We start from the raw sequence: 18,146 nt of genomic DNA, 5'->3' as shown, positions 1-18,146 counted from the left end.
CGGTGCCCGGAATCACTCCCGCTCACGGGCGTCCGCATCACCAACGACAGGCAGCTGACGGGTCGCCACCCGCAGTGCCTCATCATCTAGCTCCTTTTGGGCTGAGATAATGCGCATCTCGGTAGTCTTAAAGAGCTGCTCTGCCTTCTCGCGATCTACCTTGTGCTCGCCGTTGATGAGGGACTTAGGCAGTGACATGGTGAGTGCCCCGGAGCCCTGGTCCATGGCGTCCTGGGCCTGCACCTGCACGTCAATCTGGTAGAGCACGTTACTCACTACTTCATAGTCGTACTTGTTGCGTACACTGAGCACCGCAGCCTGGGCGGCCAGCACCGATTTCTGCCGCACCAGGTTCATGAACTCGCGCTGACGCTGGCGTTCAGCCCAGCGCTCCTGGAAGTCACCGGTCTTCTGACCCTCCTCGATACGGTCCATCATGCTGGTGACCACGTGCTTGAGCTGCTCGAAGGACTGCAGATCCCCGCTCTCAGCAACGGTTTGATACATAGATTTCCACATAGCCCTCTGGGCGATCTGCAAGAGCTCCTGTTCCTCGTGGTCGTCCTTTTCAGCCGTGGCGCTCACACCCAGCGCACGCACCAGCCAGGGCAGGGTCAGACCGGGGAAGACCATGGTGAAGAAGAGGACGGTCAGCACGATAAAGACAGCCTCGGTGCGCAGGCCGTCAGCCATCTCGGGCAGGCTCAGCGCTAGGGCGAGGGTGACCAGGCCGCGCATACCGGCCCAGGTCATCACCAGCACCTCAGCAAAAGAGCGCGGAGTGGTGCGACGGGAGCCCCGCCAGCGGCCCCACAACCACATGACGGTGAGCCAGGCCAGGCGGGTGCCAATCGCCACCGCGGAAATCAGCACGCCGTGCCACACCATGGTCAGCACATTGCGGTCTGCACTGTAGAGCAGTTCGCCGGCCTGCAGGCCGATAAGGCCAAAGGCCAGGCCGGTCACGAGCATTTCAAGCACGTTCCAGAAGGCGGTGTTAGCCAGGCGCTCTTCGGCGGTGAGATCGGCGCTGTAGCTGGCCATCTGAATTGCCGCAATCACCACGGCTACCACACCCGAGGCATGCAGCTCCTCGGCGATGATGTAAACGCCGAAGGGAATGACCAGGGTTAGCGCACTGCGGGCCACGGTGTCGGAAAGGTTGCGGCGCAGCAGGCTACCACCCCAGCCCAGGGCTAGCCCCAGGGCCACAGCAACGAGAGCACTATAGGCGAAACTGCCGAGGGCAGACAGGGGCTGGGGATCAGTGCCAGCCGTCAGGGCAGCGAGGGCGATTTGAAAGAGCACCAGAGATACGGCGTCGTTGAAGATACCCTCGGTCTGCAGATTCGAGATGACGCGGCGGGGAATGCCTACCGGCTCAGCCACAGCTTCTACTGCCACGGGGTCGGGCGGGGCGACGGCCGCGCCGATAGCCAGCGCCAGGGCGATGCTGATGCCGGGCACAATCATCCAGGTAGCCCACCCCACCGCCAGAGCAGAGACAGCGGTCAGGGCAATGGAGTAAATCAGGACGCTGCGCCAGCTTCTGCGCAGCATGCCCCACGAGACGCGCTGGCCAATAGCCCACAGCAGGGGCGGCAGGAAGATGGGCAGAATAATCTCGGGCTCAATGTACAGGCTGGGCATCTGCGGAATCACGATGACAACGGCGGTCACCAGCGTCAGCAGCACGGGCCAGGGCAGATTCAGCCTATCCCCCACACTTACCAGCACCACCGTCGCCAGCAACAGCATCACAATCACAATGAGGACTTCCACGCCCACCCCTTCGTCACCGACCTGATGTACCAGCTTTTAACTCTAGTACCTCAATCTAGGGGGACCCTGTGCCTCATGTGTGGTTTTGAGATGCCCTTTCCCGGGGCTAGAAGTTGGGGGCGACGTCCGTCCCTACTCCGCGGCGGCGGATTTCGGGTATAAGAACTTCAGGAGCCCCCTGGTCAGCGGGGCGGACGGCCGTGCCCATCTCTTCTGCTGGCGCGTGAGTCCCGCAGGCCCCGGAGCTGCACCCACCGCAGCCACCGGACGCCCCGCAGGGCGCGGGCGCAACAGCAGCTTCTTGGGCGAGGTCTACGCCGTGGGCGCGCAGGTAGTCTTCGTGTTCGGCGACCAGGTCACGGTCTTCGGCGCCAAGGACGACAAACCCGCCGTCCCGAATCATCTTGAGGTCTTCAAGGGCTGACTGGCCGGTTGAGGTCAAGTAGTCGCCCAGGAAGAGGGAGTTAACCACGTGCAGGGCTAGGGGTTGCAGGGTGCGCAGGTGCATTTCGCGTCCGCCCGCCATGCGGAGCTCTTTCTCGGGGGCGACCAGGCGCACGGTTGCCAGGATACGCAGACAGCGCATGGGGGTGAGCTCCCAGGTGCCAGCTAGCGGAGTGCCTTCAAAGGGCATGAGGAAGTTGACGGGGATGGAGTCGCCGCCCAGGTCGCGTAGGGCAAAGATTGCATCAACCAGCTGCTCGTCGGTTTCTTTCATACCGACAATCAGGCCGGAGCAGGCTGAGAGCCCGGCACTCTGGGCCTTATCAACGGTGTCCAAGCGGTCCTGGTAGGTGTGGGTGGTGCAGATGTCGGCGTAGTGGTCTTCGCTGGTGTTGAGGTTATGGTTGTAGGCGTCCACCCCGGCTTCTTTCAGGCGGGTGGCCTGGCCGTCCTTGAGAATGCCCAGGCAGGCGCAGACTTCCACCTGGGGGTGCTCTTTTTGAGGTCTTCAACCATGGTGGCAACGCGCTCGACGTCGCGGTCGGTAGGCCCCTTGCCAGAAGCAACCATGCAGACACGGGAAGCCCCGCCCGCGATACCGTAGCCGGCTTGTTTGACGGCCTCGTCGGTTTTGATCCAGGAGTATTTGAGCACTTCAGCTTCGGATCCGAGGCGCTGGGAGCAGTAGGTGCAGTCTTCGGGGCAGAGGCCGGATTTGAGGTTGACCAGGTAGTTTACTTTGACGGTGTTGCCGAAGTAGTGGCGGCGCAGGCGGGAGGCAGCGTCGACGAGGGCGAAGGTTTCGGCGTCGCTGGCGGTCAGGGCGGCAAGCGCTTCATCGCGGTTTGCGGGCTGACCGGCCAGGGCGCGGTCGGCGATGGCAGAGAAGTCAATCATGGAACCAGTCAACACCGATTTTGAACAGTGTTCAAATTATTACTTTTCTCTACATAGCCCCCACCAACCAAGGGGACCGCAAAACTTAAAAGGGACCTCGCGTTTTGCGGTCCCTTTTAAGTTTTGCGGTCCCCTTGGGGAAAGCGCTAGGCGCCGCAGCCCCCAGAGCCACAGGCACAGTTTCCACCGCAGCCGCCACCGGACGCCGCGCCCTCCAGCGCAACCTGGGCGTAGGCGTCCGCGTCCTCCACCCCGGCAGCACGCAGGTGCTCTACATACTCAGCTACCAGGTCGCGGTCGCCCGCATCGGCAATGGTGAGGCCGGCACCCACGATGAGCTTGAGGTCCTCAAAAATCAGGCGGGGCTGGGCGGGGTCTACGGTCAGCACCAGCGAATCCAGGGCGCCCACCGCCAAAGGTTGCAGGGAACGCAGAGTCATTTCGCGACTCTCCCCCAGGTGCAGGCTCTTTGCGGGTGCGGCCAGGCGGGCGGCAGCTAGCACGCGCAGGGCTTCCATGGGGGCCAGGGCGGGTACGCCCACAAAGTCCACGTCGATACGCTCCACCGCGGGGTCGGCGGCCAGGTCAGCCAGGGTAGCTGCCAGGGCGTCGGCGTCGAGCGGGGCTGCAACCTCTACGAGGGAGGACGCCACCTGCCGCGCGGGTGCGCCCAGCAGGTTGGTGGCGGTAATGGTTGAGCCGAAGTGGGTAGCGCGTAGTTCTGCAGCCAGGTCCATGAGAGCGAAGGTGGCGGCAGGGCTGGCGGTCAGTACGTCGTAAAGGTCGGCAGGTGAGGCAGTTTCGCCTGCGCGCAGGCGGGCGGCAAGATCTGAAAAGTTGAGGGTCATGGGTTCAAATCTACTCCTCTTCGAGGGAACAGCGCCCACTGCCAGCTGTTGTCGGGAGCGAAAGTAGGTCACAATGAGGGGGTGGCTTTATCCCGTGAGAAGATTCTTGACACCGCTTTTGATGTGCTGCGCCAGTTTGGCTTAGCCGACCTTTCGATGCGTCGGCTGGCTACCGAGCTGGGCGTGGCCCCCGGTGCGCTCTACTATCATGTGAAGAATAAGCAGGAGCTTCTAGCCTCACTGGCCTCCCGCATGCTGGCAACGGTAGAAAGGCCCAGCACTCCAGCAAGCCCCGATACCCTGCTCATCACCGGGGAAAACACCTACCGGCAACTTATTCCAGTTAAGGAATGTTCCGAAGTCATCCGCCTGGCCCTAGCTCTTCACCCCGCCACCCTCGCCCCCGACCGGCTCACCTTACTGGACGCCCTGGAAGCTGACTTTGCCCTGGCCACCGGCACTCCGCAACCGGCCCTAGCTGCTGAAATCTTCATGCATACCTGTCTGAGCCTCATTGAGCAGGAGCAGACCCGAGCCCTACTCGCAGGTAGCACCCCGCCAGCTGAACCACCGGCGTCCTACACCGCCGCACTCACAGCCCTTATTAAGGGTTTTACCGCCTAAGCCCCCCCCCGACATCCAACCGACCGAAAAGAAGAAAAACCGTGACCCTCCGTGTTGAGCCCGCCTGGGCTACCCTGCCAGACCACCGCGCCGAAGTTGAGGCAGCCCGCGCTGCTTTTGTTGAAAAGTATGGGGTGGAGCCCGACGGGGTGTGGTCAGCGCCCGGTCGTCTCAATCTGCTGGGTGAGTACATCGACTTCCTCGGCGGCTCCTGCATGCCTATGCCCCTGCCCTACCGCACCTATGTGGCGGGTAGGTTGCGCACCGACGGGGTACTGCGGGCGGCGTCCTTACAGATGCCGGGGGACGACCGCACGGTCGTGATTCGCGAGATCACCCCGGGCACCTTTAAGGGCTGGTTCACCTATGTGGCGGGCGTAGCCTGGGCCATGAACCGGGAAGGTGGTAAAGATATCGCCCTACCCCATAATTTTGGGGCTGACCTGCTGATTACCTCCCAGGTGCCGGTGGGCGGGGGCCTGTCGTCCTCTGCCGCCCTGGAGTGCTCCACAGCCCTGGCCCTGCTGGATCTTTCCTGCCCCCTGCGCCAGGGGTGCGACTGCACTGAGGCTCTACCCTCTGACCTCTCCCCCGCTAACGACGCCCTGCGTGCCCGCCTGGCCCAGGTCTGTATTCGCGCCGAGAACGAGGTGGCGGGGGCCCGCACCGGCGGCCTTGACCAGACCGCTTCGCTGCGCTCGTCGCCGGGCAAGGCTCTGGTGGTGGACTTCCGCGATTTTTCTATCAACCCGCTAACCGTTGATGTGGCCAGCGCTGATTTGGGCTGGCTGGTCATCAATACGAATACCCCGCACGAGCTGGCGGGGGGTGAGTTTGCGGCACGGCGTGAGGCCAACGAGGCGGTTACTGAGGCCATGGGTCTGGACTACCTGCGCAATGCCCTGCCCGAGGATCTCACCTGCGCTGGCATGAGCGGGCGTGAGGCCAAGCAGTGCCGCCTAGATTTGGTGGATCAGACCGTCAACCGCGCCTTAAGCGCCCTGGAGGAAAGCGGTCAGCCTCGCACATTTCCGCGTGGCTGGGTGCGCCATACCCTGCACGATATGACCCTGGTGGAGCGGGCTGCCTATCTTCTGGGCCGTAAGGACGCCGGTGAGCAGGTTGACTGGGATGAGCTGGGCAGGCTCTTTACCGAGAGCTTCGTGTCGATGCGCGATGAGCTGCGTGTTTCCCGCCCCGAAATTGATGTGGCGGTTGATACCTGCCTGGCAGCTGGCGCTTTGGGAGCCCGTATCGTGGGTGGCGGTTTTGGTGGGGCTGTGATGGCCCTGCTGCCGCTGCACCTGGTGGAGTCGGCGGCCGAGCAGGTGGCCCTGGCCTATGCCCAGCACGGTTATGCCGATCCCGAGTTCCTGCCGATGGTAGCGGGCTTCCCAGCAGATCGGGATATCTAGACTTATCTTTCCCTTCTGGCTAGTTCAGGGCTCGTCATCAGAATTTTCTCAGCTTACTGGGTTCCCTTTTCTAGGGCTAGTGCGTAAACTTATCAATAAGGGAAGCCTACGAACTATCCCTGTATTCCAGGCTCGCACAAGCGAGAGATGAAAGGAGCCACCATGGCTGCAGAAGACAAGATTGAAAACGGCCTCGACAACCTGGCTGGCAAGGCCAAGGAAGCCGGCGGCAAGCTGACCGGCGACGACCGCCTCGAATCTGAGGGCAAGGCCGACCAGGTTCAGGCCCAGGCTAAGGACAAGGTCGATGAAGCCAAGCAGACCATCTCAGACGGTGTCGATAAGGCTAAGGACGCCATCAGCGGCATCAAGGATTCCCTGAAGAAGGACTAGTCTCACCCCATTGAGGCACTACATCGCCGGGTTCTCACGATAATCGTGGGGCCCGGCGATACTTGTATCTAGGCCAGGGTGTGAGTGCCCCGCCCAAGTAGCCGCAGCGGGAATATCTGCCCTCGTAGTGCGTTATATCGGGCACTAGGCCATATTTTTCACAAAAGGAGCATTGCATGCCGAGCACATCTTCCACCCACGCTGCCGCCGAAACCGGCTCTGTTGCAAAGATTGGCGGCAGTCAGAGGTAGGCTGTCGCTCTGCGCCGATCAGGCGGCTGCTGCGAAATGGTGGTTGAGCATGCCCATGGCCTCCGTCAGCGCCGAGGGCCCAATGCCAAAAGCTCTCTCCACAAGGCGCACCTCGCCCCTGATGCCGGGCTGCAGGCACCAGGGGCGAGCCTGTCCTTTGCGCAGGGCTCGCATGACTTCGAATCCCTTGATCGTGGCATAGGCCGTGGGGATCGATTTGAAACCGCGCACCGGCTTGATCAGTATCTTGAGCTTTCCGTGATCGGCCTCGATCACGTTATTGAGATACTTCACCTGCCGGTGGGCCGTCTCCCGGTCCAGCTTTCCTTCGCGCTTCAATTCGGTGATCGCTGCACCATAGCTCGGCGCTTTGTCGGTATTGAGCGTGGCAGGCTTTTCCCAGTGCTTCAGGCCTCGCAGGGCCTTGCCCAGGAACCGCTTCGCTGCCTTGGCGCTGCGGGTCGGCGACAGGTAGAAATCGATCGTGTCGCCCCGCTTGTCGACTGCCCGGTACAGGTAGGTCCACTTGCCCCGCACCTTGACGTAGGTTTCATCCAGGCGCCAGCTCGGATCAAAGCCACGCCGCCAGAACCAGCGCAGCCGCTTCTCCATCTCCGGGGCGTAGCACTGGACCCAGCGATAGATCGTCGTATGGTCGACCGAAATGCCGCGTTCCGCCAGCATTTCCTCAAGGTCGCGATAGCTGATCGGATAGCGACAATACCAGCGCACCGCCCACAGGATCACATCACCCTGGAAATGGCGCCACTTGAAATCCGTCATCGTTCCGTCCGTCCAATCTCCGCCAAGCATGCTCAAGCTTCACGATTTTTGCAACAGAGCCCCGAAACCTTTGTCGCCGAGGGTGGCGTCGCAATCTATTGGCGCCCGGGGTGCCCTTTCTGCCAGCGCCTGGACGCCGGCCTGGGCGAGATGGGTGAGCGAGCCCTCTGGGTGAATATCTGGGAGGACGCGGACGCCGAGGCCTACGTTAAGAGCGTCAATGACGGTAATGCCGTGGTGCCGACCGTCCGCACCGCTGAGCAGTCTTTTGTTGCCTCAGCTGCAAGCGCCCCGCAGACCGTAGCTGAGCTGATTGAAGCTTCAGGCAAGTAGCGGTTTAAGCCTCGTTTAATCCTGGTTTCATGTTGGCTTGAAAGAATGAGCGCATGATGTTTTCTATGAAAAAGACTGTTTTCACTTCTTCAGCGGCAGTAGCGGCGCTGGTACTTGCAGCGTGTGGTTCAGGGAGCGCCGAGACCAGCGCCCCTCAAACCTCTGCAGCAACCACCAGTGCAGCTGCTACCAGCGCATCTGCCACAAGCAGCCAGGCAACTACATCTGCCAGCCCCTCCCCTACCCTTGAGGGCCCTGCCGAAACGGGAGCCCTGCTTACTGCGCTTGAGCAGGGTTTGGCTGCCCGCCCCGGTGGCATCGTGGTGCAGGCGGATGAGGAAGACGATACCCAAGACAGCTTTGATCTTGACATAGTGGTGGACGGGGTCAAGCATGAGTTCACCGTCTTCGCCGATGGTTCTATAGCCGATGAAGAGACCAGCGACGATGCTGATGATGTAGCGCGTGCGGCTGCGGCCCAGGTTCTAGCTGCGGACGCCGTCCGTACCGCTGCTGAGGGTCGTGGCGGGCAGGTTGCGACCGACCTTGATCTTGACGATCAGAATGGCGCCCTGGTGTGGGAGGTTGATTTTGAGGACGCCGGCGGCAACGACGTGGGTTCGGTCAAGATTGATGCCCTCACGGGCGAAGTATTGCCTGCTGAATAGTCACCTTTTTGAAATTACAGGTTTTCTACACCCTGCGGATGAAAGTTATCCACAGGTGGGGATAAAACTGGGGAAATCTCTTACACCGGTGTAATTACAGGCGGTAGTTAAAGCTTTTTGGTGCTGTACACAGGTTTTTAACATCTGTGGAATTACACCCCTGTAGTTATTAACAGCTGTGGATAAATCCTGTGGACAAAGAGTGGGGGCCCCCCCGGATTGTTGGCCCCCACAAATTTTATTCTGTTTTTACGGCCTACGCGGGCGGCTCGGTAGCCGGTCAAGAACAGCAGCAACCAGAGCACCGGTTACTAGGCCGCCGAGGTGGGCTTCCCAGGAGATACCCGGCATGAGGAAGCCGAAAGCAAAGTTGATGGCCACCAGAATTACGATGCCGCTGGTGCTCTGCTGGCGCGCCCGAGACAGTGCAAAGAAAGCCCCGAAGAGACCAAAGACACCGCCGGAAGCCCCCAGGGTACTCACGTCCATGCCGCCCAGAACAGATGCCAGCAGGTGCACTGCCACGGAGCCACCAATAATTGAGAACAGGTAGGTGGCAAGGAACTTCCACTTTCCCATGAGCGGCTCTAGGGCCTGCCCAAAGAGGTAGAGGGTGAACATATTAAGGAGCAGGTGGGTGACGTTGCTGGGCGAGTGCAAGAACCCAGAGGTCAGCAGACGGTACCACTGACCCGTGTATTCCACGTAGAGGGGGTTATAGATACCGAAAGTGGTGATGCTAGCGAAGAAGAACTGCAAAATCCACACCACACTATTTATACCGATAAGAGCATATGTAATAGTGGGGCGGGCCTTAGCGTAACGGATACGCGGTGCCGAGCGTTGCGCTTCTGCCAGGCAGTCCACGCACATCATGCCCACCTCAAGCGGCACCTGGCACTGCCCGCAGGCTAGCCGCCCGCAGCGTCCGCACCGCACATAGGTCACCTGATCAGGGTGGCGGGGGCATACCGGAGTCTCATCACTGGAATAGCCGTACCTACCGACCTGCTCGCTCACGGGCTCGTCCTTTCACCTGCGGCGTCAGCCGCTCACGAAAATTTTTCTGGGGGTAGAGTAAAGGCCCACCCAGGGCGGGCGGGCCTTTACCTCAGTAGCTTCTAAAGCTTAGAGCTGCTCAATGTCGATGGATGAGATGACGACGTCCTCGACGGGGCGGTCCATAGCGCCGGTTGCTACACCTTCAATGGCGTCAACGACCTTCTTGGAGTCCTCGTCTACAACCTCACCGAAGATGGTGTGGCGGCCGTTGAGCCAGGGGGTCTCAACGGTGGTGATGAAGAACTGGGAGCCGTTGGTGCCGGGGCCTGCGTTAGCCATGGCCAGCAGGTAGGGCTTGTTGAAGCTCAGTTCGGGGTGGATTTCGTCCTTGAACTGGTAGCCGGGGCCGCCGATACCCTGACCGAGGGGGTCGCCACCCTGGATCATGAAGTCGCGGATGATGCGGTGGAAGATGACGTCCTTGTAGAGGGGGCCTTCCTGTACTTCGCCGGTGCGGGGGTGGCGCCATTCCTGAGTGCCATCGGACAGGCCGATGAAGTTCTTGACGGTCAGCGGTGCGTGGTTACCGAAGAGGTTAACGACGATGTCACCGTGGTTGGTGTGAATAGTTGCTTTTGCAGTTGCAGTCATGCCCCTATTCTCGCACGGGCAGGTGGGCAGCCGCTAGATATGACCTGAGCTTTTGCGGTGAGTGAAAGGGGCGGACGCAGGCGGGCGGCCTATACCTGCCCCGCCTGTCTCAGCACGAAGTCCTGCATTCCCGGCACTGTAAAGGCCAGCTGGCCTACACCCGGCGAGTACACCAGCCCTTTTTCGATGAGGGATTTACGCACCACGCTGGTTCCGTTAGCTGTCTTACCCAGGGTCTCTGCGATTTCTCCGGTGCGGGCGGCCTGACCTTTCATCACGCGGGCCATAGAAACCAGGTAGTCCTGTTCTGCATCGGTAGTCCGCTGCCAGCGGGTGAGGTAAAAACCGCTATCTAGTTCGCTTCGCCCTACGGCAAGGCCAGCAAGCACATCGTCGTCGGTGATGGTCTGTTGGGCGGCAGAGTTCCAGATAGCCTGCCCGTACTGCTGAATGAAGTAGGGGTAGCCCTGCGAGGCTACGGTTGCTTTTTCGAGGGCGCTTGCTACGATGTGACCGCCGGGCCTGCGGATAGGTTCGATGAAAGCCCGCCGGGTCGCATCCGGGGTAAGAGCACCTATTTCGCGGTAGCTGAAGAGGCGTTCAGCGTAGGTTTTGATTTCCCCTAGACGGGTGGGCACTGAGGGTAGACCCGCCCCGATGATGTAAAAAGGTAGTTCCCGTTGTCCCGCCTCATGCTGGGTTGTCAGGAGCATATCGAGCAGTTCGCTGTCGAGGTCTTGGATTTCGTCAATGAAAAAACCGATAGCTTTAGGCTGGGGAAGTTCTTTGAGGGCTTCTGCCAGGTTCAAGATTGCTTCGGGGAAGTCTATGTCGAGGACGCCGGTGGTGAAGGCAGGTTCGTCAGTCTTAGGTTTGAGCACTAGGCGGGCTTGGGCAAAGCCCAGCGTCAGTGATAGTTCGGCAATAGAGGCGATTGCTCGCTGTATTGCATTTCCAGTGTGCCCTTGGGTGACTACCCTGGTCTGCTGGGCAAGATCTCGTGCGAGTTTGATACGAAGCTGTTTTTGGGCAGAGGAAGTAAGGCTCCCTTCGAGTCTGAGGGTGAGCCAGCCGGAGCGTTCTGCATGGGTTTCTAGTCTGCGAAGCAGGACGGTTTTACCGACTCCGCGTAAACCGTAGAGCATAAGCCCTCTATCGGTCAGGCGCATTTTGCTGCGGGCTACGAGCCTGTCGAAGTCAATGATTTCTTGGTCTCGACCTGTGAGCTCAGGCGGTGTGAGCCCTGCTCCGGGGGTGAAGGGATTGAGGTCTTGATTCATCGTTCGCTGCTTTCTAAATCTTTCTAAGGCGTTCTAAAAAATATTTTAGAACGCCTTAGAAAGATTTAGAACAGGGTAGCCCTACAGCCATAGCCTTCTAGCTAGATCGGCCGCAAAACAGCACTTATCCCACATTCAGCTCACGTAATATCTTGTATGCCACATTTCCGCTGGCTACTATCAAAACATGCTTTCCTCCGACGAAAACCATTGGACTAAGTACAATCAGGCGCAAGCAGGCCGTCCTGTCCGCCCTCTCCTTATACAGGCGCTGAGCTACTGCCATTCACCAGGCAAGGGTAGGGCTCTAGATCTGGGTGCTGGCGCAGGAGTAGAAACTGCCAAACTTCTCTCTCACGGATTTGAGGTTCATTCTGTAGAGCCTGACGCGCACAGTGAGAACCTCATTCAGAGCACCATCATGCAGGCAGACCCCGACTATCTAAAACGCTGGTCGCATTCTGTAGCAACTGCCCAAGATTTTGTCTTTGATAAGCACAGCTTTGATTTCATTTACTCCGGTTTCGCACTTCCCTTTTGCCCACCAGAGCATTTTCCTGCTGCGTGGTCACGCATACTCAATGCTGTAGCTCCCGGCGGTATCCTCGCAGTCGACCTTCTTGGTCCGCGTGATTCGTGGGCCGAACAACCGCTTATCTCCACGGTAGAGCGTAGCTGGGTTGAGGACTCATTAGAAGATTTCACCGTGTTGCATTTCGATGAAAAAGCCCACCATGGAAAAACTTTCACTGGTGAGAAGTTTTGGCATATCTTTACTCTTATCGCACAACGTTAGCCCTAAAGACGAAGCCCGCTCGGGAATTCACGTCGCATTCGCGCAGGTGCGCACCGGCGTCCGCCCACCCTTCAGGAGCCCTTAACTTTAGCGGGCAGAGAAACACGAGGGTTTTTGTGCCGCCGCAAAACACTTTTAAGGTTTTAGAAAGTAAGCTGATACTAAATGTAAGTCGCTTGCCACCGCGCTCTACTCGAACTCACGAGTTAGGTGAGGGGCAGCCCCACACATGGAGGAAACACCCATGGCACTGTGCAAGAAGAGCAAGGCTAAGAAAGCTCAGAAGCAGGCAGAGAAGTTCTTCTCAAAGGCCGCTAAGAACACCGGCAAGAAGGCTGACAAGCTGACCGCCCTGGCCGAGAAGAAGGCCGCTCGCGCCGAGAAGCTCACCGGCAAGAAGGTTTCAGCCCTACAGAAGGCTGCTGAGAAGCAGGGTAAGAGCATCTCAAAGGCAACCCAGGCTGCCGCTAAGGACAGCTCCAAGAAGCTGGAGAAGGTTCAGTCCACCCTGGCCGATAAGATTCAGCACACCATCGACGACGTCACCCCCGCCGTTGAAAACGCTGTAGCAACCGCCCGCGTTAAGGCTGCTGACGTTGCCACCACCGTTGCAGATAAGCTCTCCGACGCTGAGGTCCCCACCCAGGTTGAGACCGTTGCTGCTAAGGTCACCGGCGACAAGAAGGCGCTGAAGAAGGCTCAGAAGGCTGCTGTTAAGGCCGCTAAGGGTTACGCCAAGGAGCAGAAGAAGGCTTCTAAGAGCGGCAACAAGGGCCTGCTGGTCTTTGGTCTGCTGGTTGCTGGCGCTGTCGCTGGTGCAGCCGCTTTCAAGGCTTCTCGCCCCGTTGAGGACCCCTGGAAGACCCCCGCTGCCTAGTCCTCACTAGCTGCTCACGCGCGTCCGCCCCTCGTTGATTGCGAGCGCGGACGCCCGGCCCCGGCTCCCGCACAGGGAGGCCGGGGCCTTTGCTGTAAGGGGGCTTATTCTGAGGTTTCTGATGTGTAGATGTCCCACCGGCCCTCGAAGTAGTAGGCCGAGGTGGTGGCGTCCATCAGGTCAAGGGTAAAGGCGCTGCCAATCGCTGTTCCCTGCACGCCTTCGACCATGGCCTGGCGGGCGGCGTCCGTATCTCCCGTGTAGCTCTCAAAGCGGGCGGTCACAAAGTAGTCGGTGGAGTCCCGGTATTTGTTGATGCTCACGACTTCTAGCCCTTCGGTATACGCCGCGAATGCCTGGGCAATTGGGGCAGCAGAGTGTGACCAGACCTGCGTCTCGCTCAACGGGCCGAAGACGAAAACCTGTATCGTCTCGGTATCAATCTGGGTTTCCTCCACGTACGAGACGCTCTCAAGGTCTGGCCAGTTCAGGGGCTCCCAGCTGGCCATATCTGCAAGGAGGGCCTGCTGGTCTGAGCCCTTATCCCCGTAGAGGTAGTATGTGATCTCAACCCAGGGAGCCTCGGTTTCGTATTCGTCAGCCCCGCGTGCGGAAATGCGCACCGACCCCATGCGCTCGTCGGACGCCCGCGTGAGGATTTCCTGCCAGGTCTCGGCTGAGAGGGTGATGGGGATTTCCTCGTGGCTGTCGATGCTGATGGAGCCACCGCTCGGCAGATGAATATAGGTGGAGTGGGTGGATTCTCGCTGGAAGATTCCGCTGGTGCCGCCGAGCTGCGGCACCGCTTGGGCGAGGTGCTCGGCGAGCGCCCCCGACTCTATGCTGCCGGTATTGGCAACGCTGAGCCAGGTGGCGTCTGAGTTTGAGGAGCCGTCATCGGCCAGCAGCGACGAATCCCAAATGCTCCCACCTCCCAGCGTCATGTGGCTGCGGGATCCCGCGAAATAGGCCACGAGCGCCAGTACTAGCACCGTGGGAAGGGCCAGTACACCCAGCAGAATCAGAATATTACGCCGGGTGTAGGACTTATTCTCAACGCCGGGGGCGGCAGCAGGCGTCTGGGGAGGCACGCTGGCGGGCGCGGCTTCAGCCGGCGCAGGCGGAGCTGGCACGGTTTGCCCAGGCGGTGTCTGAACGGACGCATTTCCCCCAGGTGGGGCGTTATCAGGCTGTTCTGGGTACGGGTGGGTCATGGTGGTTTCAGCCTAGCAGAGCCTTAGTGAGCCGTCGGGACGAGGTGTAGAGTCAGAAACTGAAAGGTAAGACACCTCTCAAGAAGGATGATATGAACACCATTGATACCCACGCCCACCTCTACCCGGCCCGCTACCTCGATTTTCTAGAGGCACACGGGGCAGACCCCGCCACCACTCAGATTGCCCGGAACATGCGGGCCAGTGATGAGCCTGAAGAAATGGCTGCCCGTCTGAAGCAGATGGACGAGGCTGGGGTCACCGAACAGATCCTCTCAGTGACCCCGCAGGTGCCCATGCTCCCTGATGCTAAGGACGCGCTGGCGGCAGCCCGCCTGGTCAATGACATCTACGAAAAAACCATGCAGAGCTACCCGGGCAGGTTCCGTTCCTACCTGGCGCTGCCTGTCCCCCACGTAGCCGAGTCACTGATCGTCCTCGATGAATACTTTGACCGCGAGGGCTTTATCGGAGTGGGCCTTCCCACCGTCATTCAGGGGTCACTTTCAATCGCGGACGAGTCGCTAACACCGCTGTACGAACGCCTCAATGAGCTGGGTGCCAGGGTCTACGTTCACGCTACCGGCGGCGGGGTCGGCTCTGAGCTCCTCACCGAGCACGACCTGGTCTGGGTCAACGGAGCACCGGTTGAGGACGCCGTGGCGGTGCTCCACCTACTCAAAGCAGATATCCCGGCCCGCTTCCCAAAGATTCGTTTCCACATCGCCCACCTAGCGGGCGACCTGCCCTTCTTGGCTCAGCGCATCGAAGATAACTATACCGACTGGGATGCTTTCAACCATTCCCCTGCACAGACGCTGCGCAGCATGTGGTTTGATACCGCGAACTTCCACGGCCCATCCCTGCTACTGGCAGCGGATGCCTACGGAGTGAGCCAGCTGATGATGGGCTCTGACTACCCCTACTTTCAGGACGCCCAGTACACTCGCGCGGTGGAATACGTGCAAGGCGCTAACCTACGCCTGGGAGACCAAGCCATAGCCCTCTCCCCCGAAGACACTGATGCCGTCCTCACCACCAACGCCCAAAAGTTCTTCTCCTAAAAGACGCCGCCCCACCGCCGCCTACCCCAGCGGGGACAGACGGCGGGGGCACCCGGTCACACCCGCGCGTCCTGCCGCGCTTAAGCGTCCTTAGCCTTAACCTGCTGCATCTGCTGGGTGTGGCGCTCGCGGTCCTTCATCTCCTTGGGGCGCAGGAAGATGAGTCCCACCGCGATGGAGATAATGAAGATGGCGAGCATGACGAAGAAGAGGGGCCAGATCCCGGTCAGATAAATGACGGGGACGGCCAGGGCGGTCACCAGGCCACCGCCGAAGAAGGGTTCGAAGACCAGCTGCTTGTAGCCGAAGGCTTCGAAGGCAGGGGATTCGCCCTTGGGGTCAACCACGCGCATCAGGATCAGGCCGGTGGCGGTGACGCCCATAGACTGGCCAAAGTCGCCGATGCCGCGTTCGAACCAGTAGCGGCCGATCAGGCGCGGGGCCAGCCAGAGGAAGATAGCCACGTTGAAGCCGATACCGGCCACCGCCAGTATGGCGAAGACGGCAAGATTCTCGCCCACAGCCTGTAGGGACAGGTTGGCGATTGCGGCGACGATGAGGAAGTCCAGGGCCCAGCCCTGAATACGCAGCATCATCTGGTGGTCGATGATAGAAGCAGCTCCTACCGCCTTAGCTGCCATCTGTACGATGACGCCGCCCAGCAGGGCCATGGGGAAGAGCGGCACATAGGCGAAGATTTCAAGCGGGGTGTTCTCGTCCAGCATGATAGAGGCGTAGGTCTGCTGCTCAATCCAACGCAGGGCCTCCAAGATTAGCCAGCCCACCAGCACCGCCAGAGCCATAATCGCCATGTGCAGGGAGAGCGGTTCAACGGACGCCGGGCGGGAGGTCATTGTGCCGGCCGAGTAGTGCTCGTCCTCGCGGAAGAGACCTTTCTGCTCGGCAATCGACATCTTGGCGTCACCCTTGAGAATTTCGGTCTTGCCGGTGCGCACGCCCCAGTTGATGAGGGCAATACCGATGACGATACCGCCTACGATACCGACGGTTGCCAGGCCAACTGCCAGGTCGGCACCTTCACTGAAGCCCAGGTCTTCCATGACACCGCGCATACCGGCAGCGGTGCCGTGCCCGCCCTCGAAGGCGATTTCGATGAGGGCGCCGGTCATGGGCGAGGCTGCAAAGACGGGGACGAGTACCAGGGCGGCAAGGAGCAGGCCCACGACGTACTGGCCCGACCCTAGAGCCACGCCCAGGGAGAGCTGGGGGCCGGCAAGCTGCACGGCCCGCTTGGGCGTGGGGAGCTCTTGCCCCAGGAACATGGTTGCGAAGATGACGCTGATGAGCAGGCCGGGGAGGGCTCCCCAGGTGGTGAGCATGGCGTCGGTGAAGAGGCCGTTTTCACCCCAGGGGCCGGAGAAGCGGCCAAGAACCTGCGGGCCGAGCAGGAGTAGCAGGACGCCCGCCACGATGGAGCTGGGCAAAAAGAGGGTTTGTACCCAGCCCACTTTGACTCGAATAATCTTGCCGATGAGAAGGGCTACGCCGAGGATAAGGAGGGCGAAGCCAACTGCTTGTGGTGACATGGTTTTGCCTTTGTTCTCGCTGGTGCGTCCTTGCACCTGCAATCACAGAGATTGCAATACTACTTACTTTTGAGGTGTCCAGTTTACCTATACGGGGCTATATCTGGCTATTTATGACGGGGACGCGAGCTTGCACCCCACAAAAACCGCACACACAAAAAAGGAACCCCCAGTCGAAAGACTGGGGGTTCCTTACCAAATTTAATTCGGCGATGACCTACTCTCCCACACCGTCACCAGTGCAGTACCATCGGCGCTAAGAGCCTTAACTTCCGGGTTCGGGATGGGACCGGGTGTTTCCCTCTTGCTATAATCACCGAAGAGTGGAGGCGAGGGGACTCGAACCCCTAACCCCCTGCTTGCAAAGCAGGTGCGCTACCAATTGCGCCACGCCCCCGTGGTGTTATGCTTCTACCTTACTACAGGTTTTTTGCACGCGCAAACCAATTCTACCAAATGCACGGTTAGATCCGCCACAGATTTTAGATAAAAACCTGAAAAACAGACCCTCCACCCCGGTTTATCCAAGGTGGTGCAGGTACATGTCGGGGTCATCGAGCATATTGCGCCAGTGGGTGGTCATATCGAGCTCAGCCCAGGCCAGTTTCTGGATCCCCCACTCCCCTATTTCCCACACCAGTTCATTGCGGCGTGCAGCGAGCGCAGCAAGGAGCGGGCTGTGGGTGCAGAGCACTACTTGCCCGCCTCGCTCAAGAAAGGCAAGGACGCGGGCGCACAGTTCAAGCTGCCCCGAGAAAGATAGGCCTGATTCGGGTTCGTCAAGGATCCAGAGGCCGTAATCATCGAAGGATTCTTTAAGTAAACGCTGGGTACCCTCCCCATGGGAGAGGCGCAGAATATCGACTGCCTGTGTTGAGCCGAAGCTGGCCATGTGTTCCAGATGAGCCAGCATTCCCTCAGCTCGCAGGAAGAGCCCTGCCCGGCGTCCGGCGACCCCGCGTATAACCTGTAGGTCAGCGCCGAAGGCGGAGGCTTGCTCATAGGTAGGCCGGGCAACCCGGTTATCCCCGCCCCCGAGAGGCAGGCCGTAGGCTTCTGCGATGGATTCCACGAGGGAGGATTTACCGGCCCCGTTTTCTCCCACAATGATGGTGAGTTGCCCAAAGGTGAGCCCTGCGAGCGCCGCCCGGGTGACCGCAAGATTATAGGGCCAGGTATGGGCGCGGACACCGGTGGGCGGCTCGAAGTCGCTACGGGCGGTGATACTGCGCAGGGGAAGGTCGTTGAGCACCATACAAGGAACCCTACCGGCTTAG

17 protein-coding genes, 1 tRNA gene, 1 rRNA gene and 1 pseudogene are annotated in these 18,146 nt (G+C 60.0%); 8 read left to right on the top strand and 12 right to left on the bottom strand.

The genetic code is table 11. The features are described from left to right. Window positions 1-12: 12 nt before the first annotated feature. The 3 genes and pseudogenes from L6758_RS06055 to L6758_RS06045 form a co-directional block, all read right to left on the bottom strand. Window positions 13-1,782 carry a cation:proton antiporter gene (locus L6758_RS06055; RefSeq protein ID WP_237205134.1) on the bottom strand — a complete coding sequence of 590 codons (1,770 nt, stop codon included), beginning with the start codon at window positions 1,780-1,782 and terminating at the stop codon, window positions 13-15. 106 nt (window positions 1,783-1,888) lie between these two features. After that, a pseudogene (gene bioB, locus L6758_RS06050) lies at window positions 1,889-3,123 on the bottom strand (biotin synthase BioB). 146 nt (window positions 3,124-3,269) lie between these two features. Next, window positions 3,270-3,971, bottom strand: coding sequence for a hypothetical protein (locus tag L6758_RS06045; protein ID WP_237195992.1), 702 nt, complete (start codon window positions 3,969-3,971; stop codon window positions 3,270-3,272). 81 nt (window positions 3,972-4,052) lie between these two features. Between L6758_RS06045 and L6758_RS11005 the strand changes: the two genes are divergently transcribed. The 3 genes from L6758_RS11005 (at window position 4,053) to L6758_RS06030 (ending at window position 6,403) form a co-directional block, all read left to right on the top strand. Further along, on the top strand, window positions 4,053-4,595 hold the full coding sequence (locus L6758_RS11005; RefSeq protein WP_272878593.1) for a TetR/AcrR family transcriptional regulator: 543 nt from the start codon (window positions 4,053-4,055) through the stop codon (window positions 4,593-4,595). A 41-nt stretch (window positions 4,596-4,636) separates the two neighbouring features. Continuing rightward, window positions 4,637-6,010, top strand: coding sequence for a galactokinase (locus tag L6758_RS06035; protein ID WP_237205133.1), 1,374 nt, complete (start codon window positions 4,637-4,639; stop codon window positions 6,008-6,010). Between the two features lie 162 nt (window positions 6,011-6,172). After that, the gene (locus tag L6758_RS06030) at window positions 6,173-6,403 is read left to right on the top strand and encodes a CsbD family protein (protein WP_237198233.1); all 231 of its coding nucleotides are present in this window, start codon (window positions 6,173-6,175) and stop codon (window positions 6,401-6,403) included. 269 nt (window positions 6,404-6,672) lie between these two features. Here L6758_RS06030 and L6758_RS06025 read toward each other — a convergent pair whose 3' ends face one another. Next, window positions 6,673-7,437 (bottom strand): IS6-like element IS6100 family transposase, encoded by a 765-nt coding sequence (locus L6758_RS06025; RefSeq protein WP_001389365.1) that lies wholly within the window; start codon window positions 7,435-7,437, stop codon window positions 6,673-6,675. A 48-nt stretch (window positions 7,438-7,485) separates the two neighbouring features. On the opposite strand from L6758_RS06025, the gene L6758_RS06020 reads away from it, so the two are divergent. Beyond that, entirely contained in the window at window positions 7,486-7,770 is a 285-nt protein-coding gene (locus tag L6758_RS06020) for a glutaredoxin domain-containing protein (protein ID WP_237187048.1), read from the top strand. Between the two features lie 65 nt (window positions 7,771-7,835). After that, window positions 7,836-8,438 (top strand): PepSY domain-containing protein, encoded by a 603-nt coding sequence (locus tag L6758_RS06015; protein ID WP_237218613.1) that lies wholly within the window; start codon window positions 7,836-7,838, stop codon window positions 8,436-8,438. 249 nt (window positions 8,439-8,687) lie between these two features. On the opposite strand, the gene L6758_RS06010 is transcribed toward L6758_RS06015, so the two are convergent. The 3 genes from L6758_RS06010 to L6758_RS06000 form a co-directional block, all read right to left on the bottom strand. Next, a complete protein-coding gene (locus L6758_RS06010; protein WP_237205131.1) occupies window positions 8,688-9,458 on the bottom strand; it encodes a rhomboid family intramembrane serine protease in 771 nt (256 codons plus the stop codon). Window positions 9,459-9,566: 108 nt separating this feature from the next. Further along, window positions 9,567-10,091: a peptidylprolyl isomerase gene (locus L6758_RS06005; RefSeq protein WP_237197756.1), complete on the bottom strand. Its 525-nt coding sequence runs from the start codon at window positions 10,089-10,091 to the stop codon at window positions 9,567-9,569. An 89-nt stretch (window positions 10,092-10,180) separates the two neighbouring features. Then, window positions 10,181-11,371, bottom strand: coding sequence for an ATP-binding protein (locus tag L6758_RS06000; RefSeq protein WP_237205130.1), 1,191 nt, complete (start codon window positions 11,369-11,371; stop codon window positions 10,181-10,183). Window positions 11,372-11,558: 187 nt separating this feature from the next. On the opposite strand from L6758_RS06000, the gene L6758_RS05995 reads away from it, so the two are divergent. After that, window positions 11,559-12,167 carry a class I SAM-dependent methyltransferase gene (locus tag L6758_RS05995; protein ID WP_237205129.1) on the top strand — a complete coding sequence of 203 codons (609 nt, stop codon included), beginning with the start codon at window positions 11,559-11,561 and terminating at the stop codon, window positions 12,165-12,167. A 244-nt stretch (window positions 12,168-12,411) separates the two neighbouring features. Beyond that, window positions 12,412-13,044, top strand: a complete 633-nt coding sequence (locus L6758_RS05990) for a hypothetical protein (protein WP_237197752.1) — start codon at window positions 12,412-12,414, stop codon at window positions 13,042-13,044. Between the two features lie 104 nt (window positions 13,045-13,148). On the opposite strand, the gene L6758_RS05985 is transcribed toward L6758_RS05990, so the two are convergent. Beyond that, window positions 13,149-14,135 (bottom strand): hypothetical protein, encoded by a 987-nt coding sequence (locus L6758_RS05985; protein WP_237205128.1) that lies wholly within the window; start codon window positions 14,133-14,135, stop codon window positions 13,149-13,151. Between the two features lie 215 nt (window positions 14,136-14,350). On the opposite strand from L6758_RS05985, the gene L6758_RS05980 reads away from it, so the two are divergent. After that, window positions 14,351-15,322 (top strand): amidohydrolase family protein, encoded by a 972-nt coding sequence (locus tag L6758_RS05980; RefSeq protein ID WP_237205127.1) that lies wholly within the window; start codon window positions 14,351-14,353, stop codon window positions 15,320-15,322. Between the two features lie 80 nt (window positions 15,323-15,402). Here L6758_RS05980 and L6758_RS05975 read toward each other — a convergent pair whose 3' ends face one another. From L6758_RS05975 to L6758_RS05960, 4 genes are all read right to left on the bottom strand, one after another. Further along, a complete protein-coding gene (locus tag L6758_RS05975) occupies window positions 15,403-16,869 on the bottom strand; it encodes a sodium/glutamate symporter (protein ID WP_237205126.1) in 1,467 nt (488 codons plus the stop codon). A gap of 204 nt (window positions 16,870-17,073) precedes the next feature. Beyond that, window positions 17,074-17,190, bottom strand: a 5S ribosomal RNA gene (rrf, locus tag L6758_RS05970). Between the two features lie 3 nt (window positions 17,191-17,193). Then, window positions 17,194-17,266, bottom strand: a tRNA-Ala gene (locus tag L6758_RS05965). A 123-nt stretch (window positions 17,267-17,389) separates the two neighbouring features. Beyond that, a complete protein-coding gene (locus tag L6758_RS05960) occupies window positions 17,390-18,124 on the bottom strand; it encodes an AAA family ATPase (RefSeq protein ID WP_237205125.1) in 735 nt (244 codons plus the stop codon). Between the last annotated feature and the right edge of the window lie 22 nt (window positions 18,125-18,146).

Source organism: Rothia nasimurium (genome assembly GCF_928382285.1).
In the GTDB taxonomy this organism is placed as follows: domain Bacteria; phylum Actinomycetota; class Actinomycetes; order Actinomycetales; family Micrococcaceae; genus Rothia; species Rothia nasimurium_E.
This window is presented reverse-complemented; position numbering and strand designations above follow the sequence as displayed.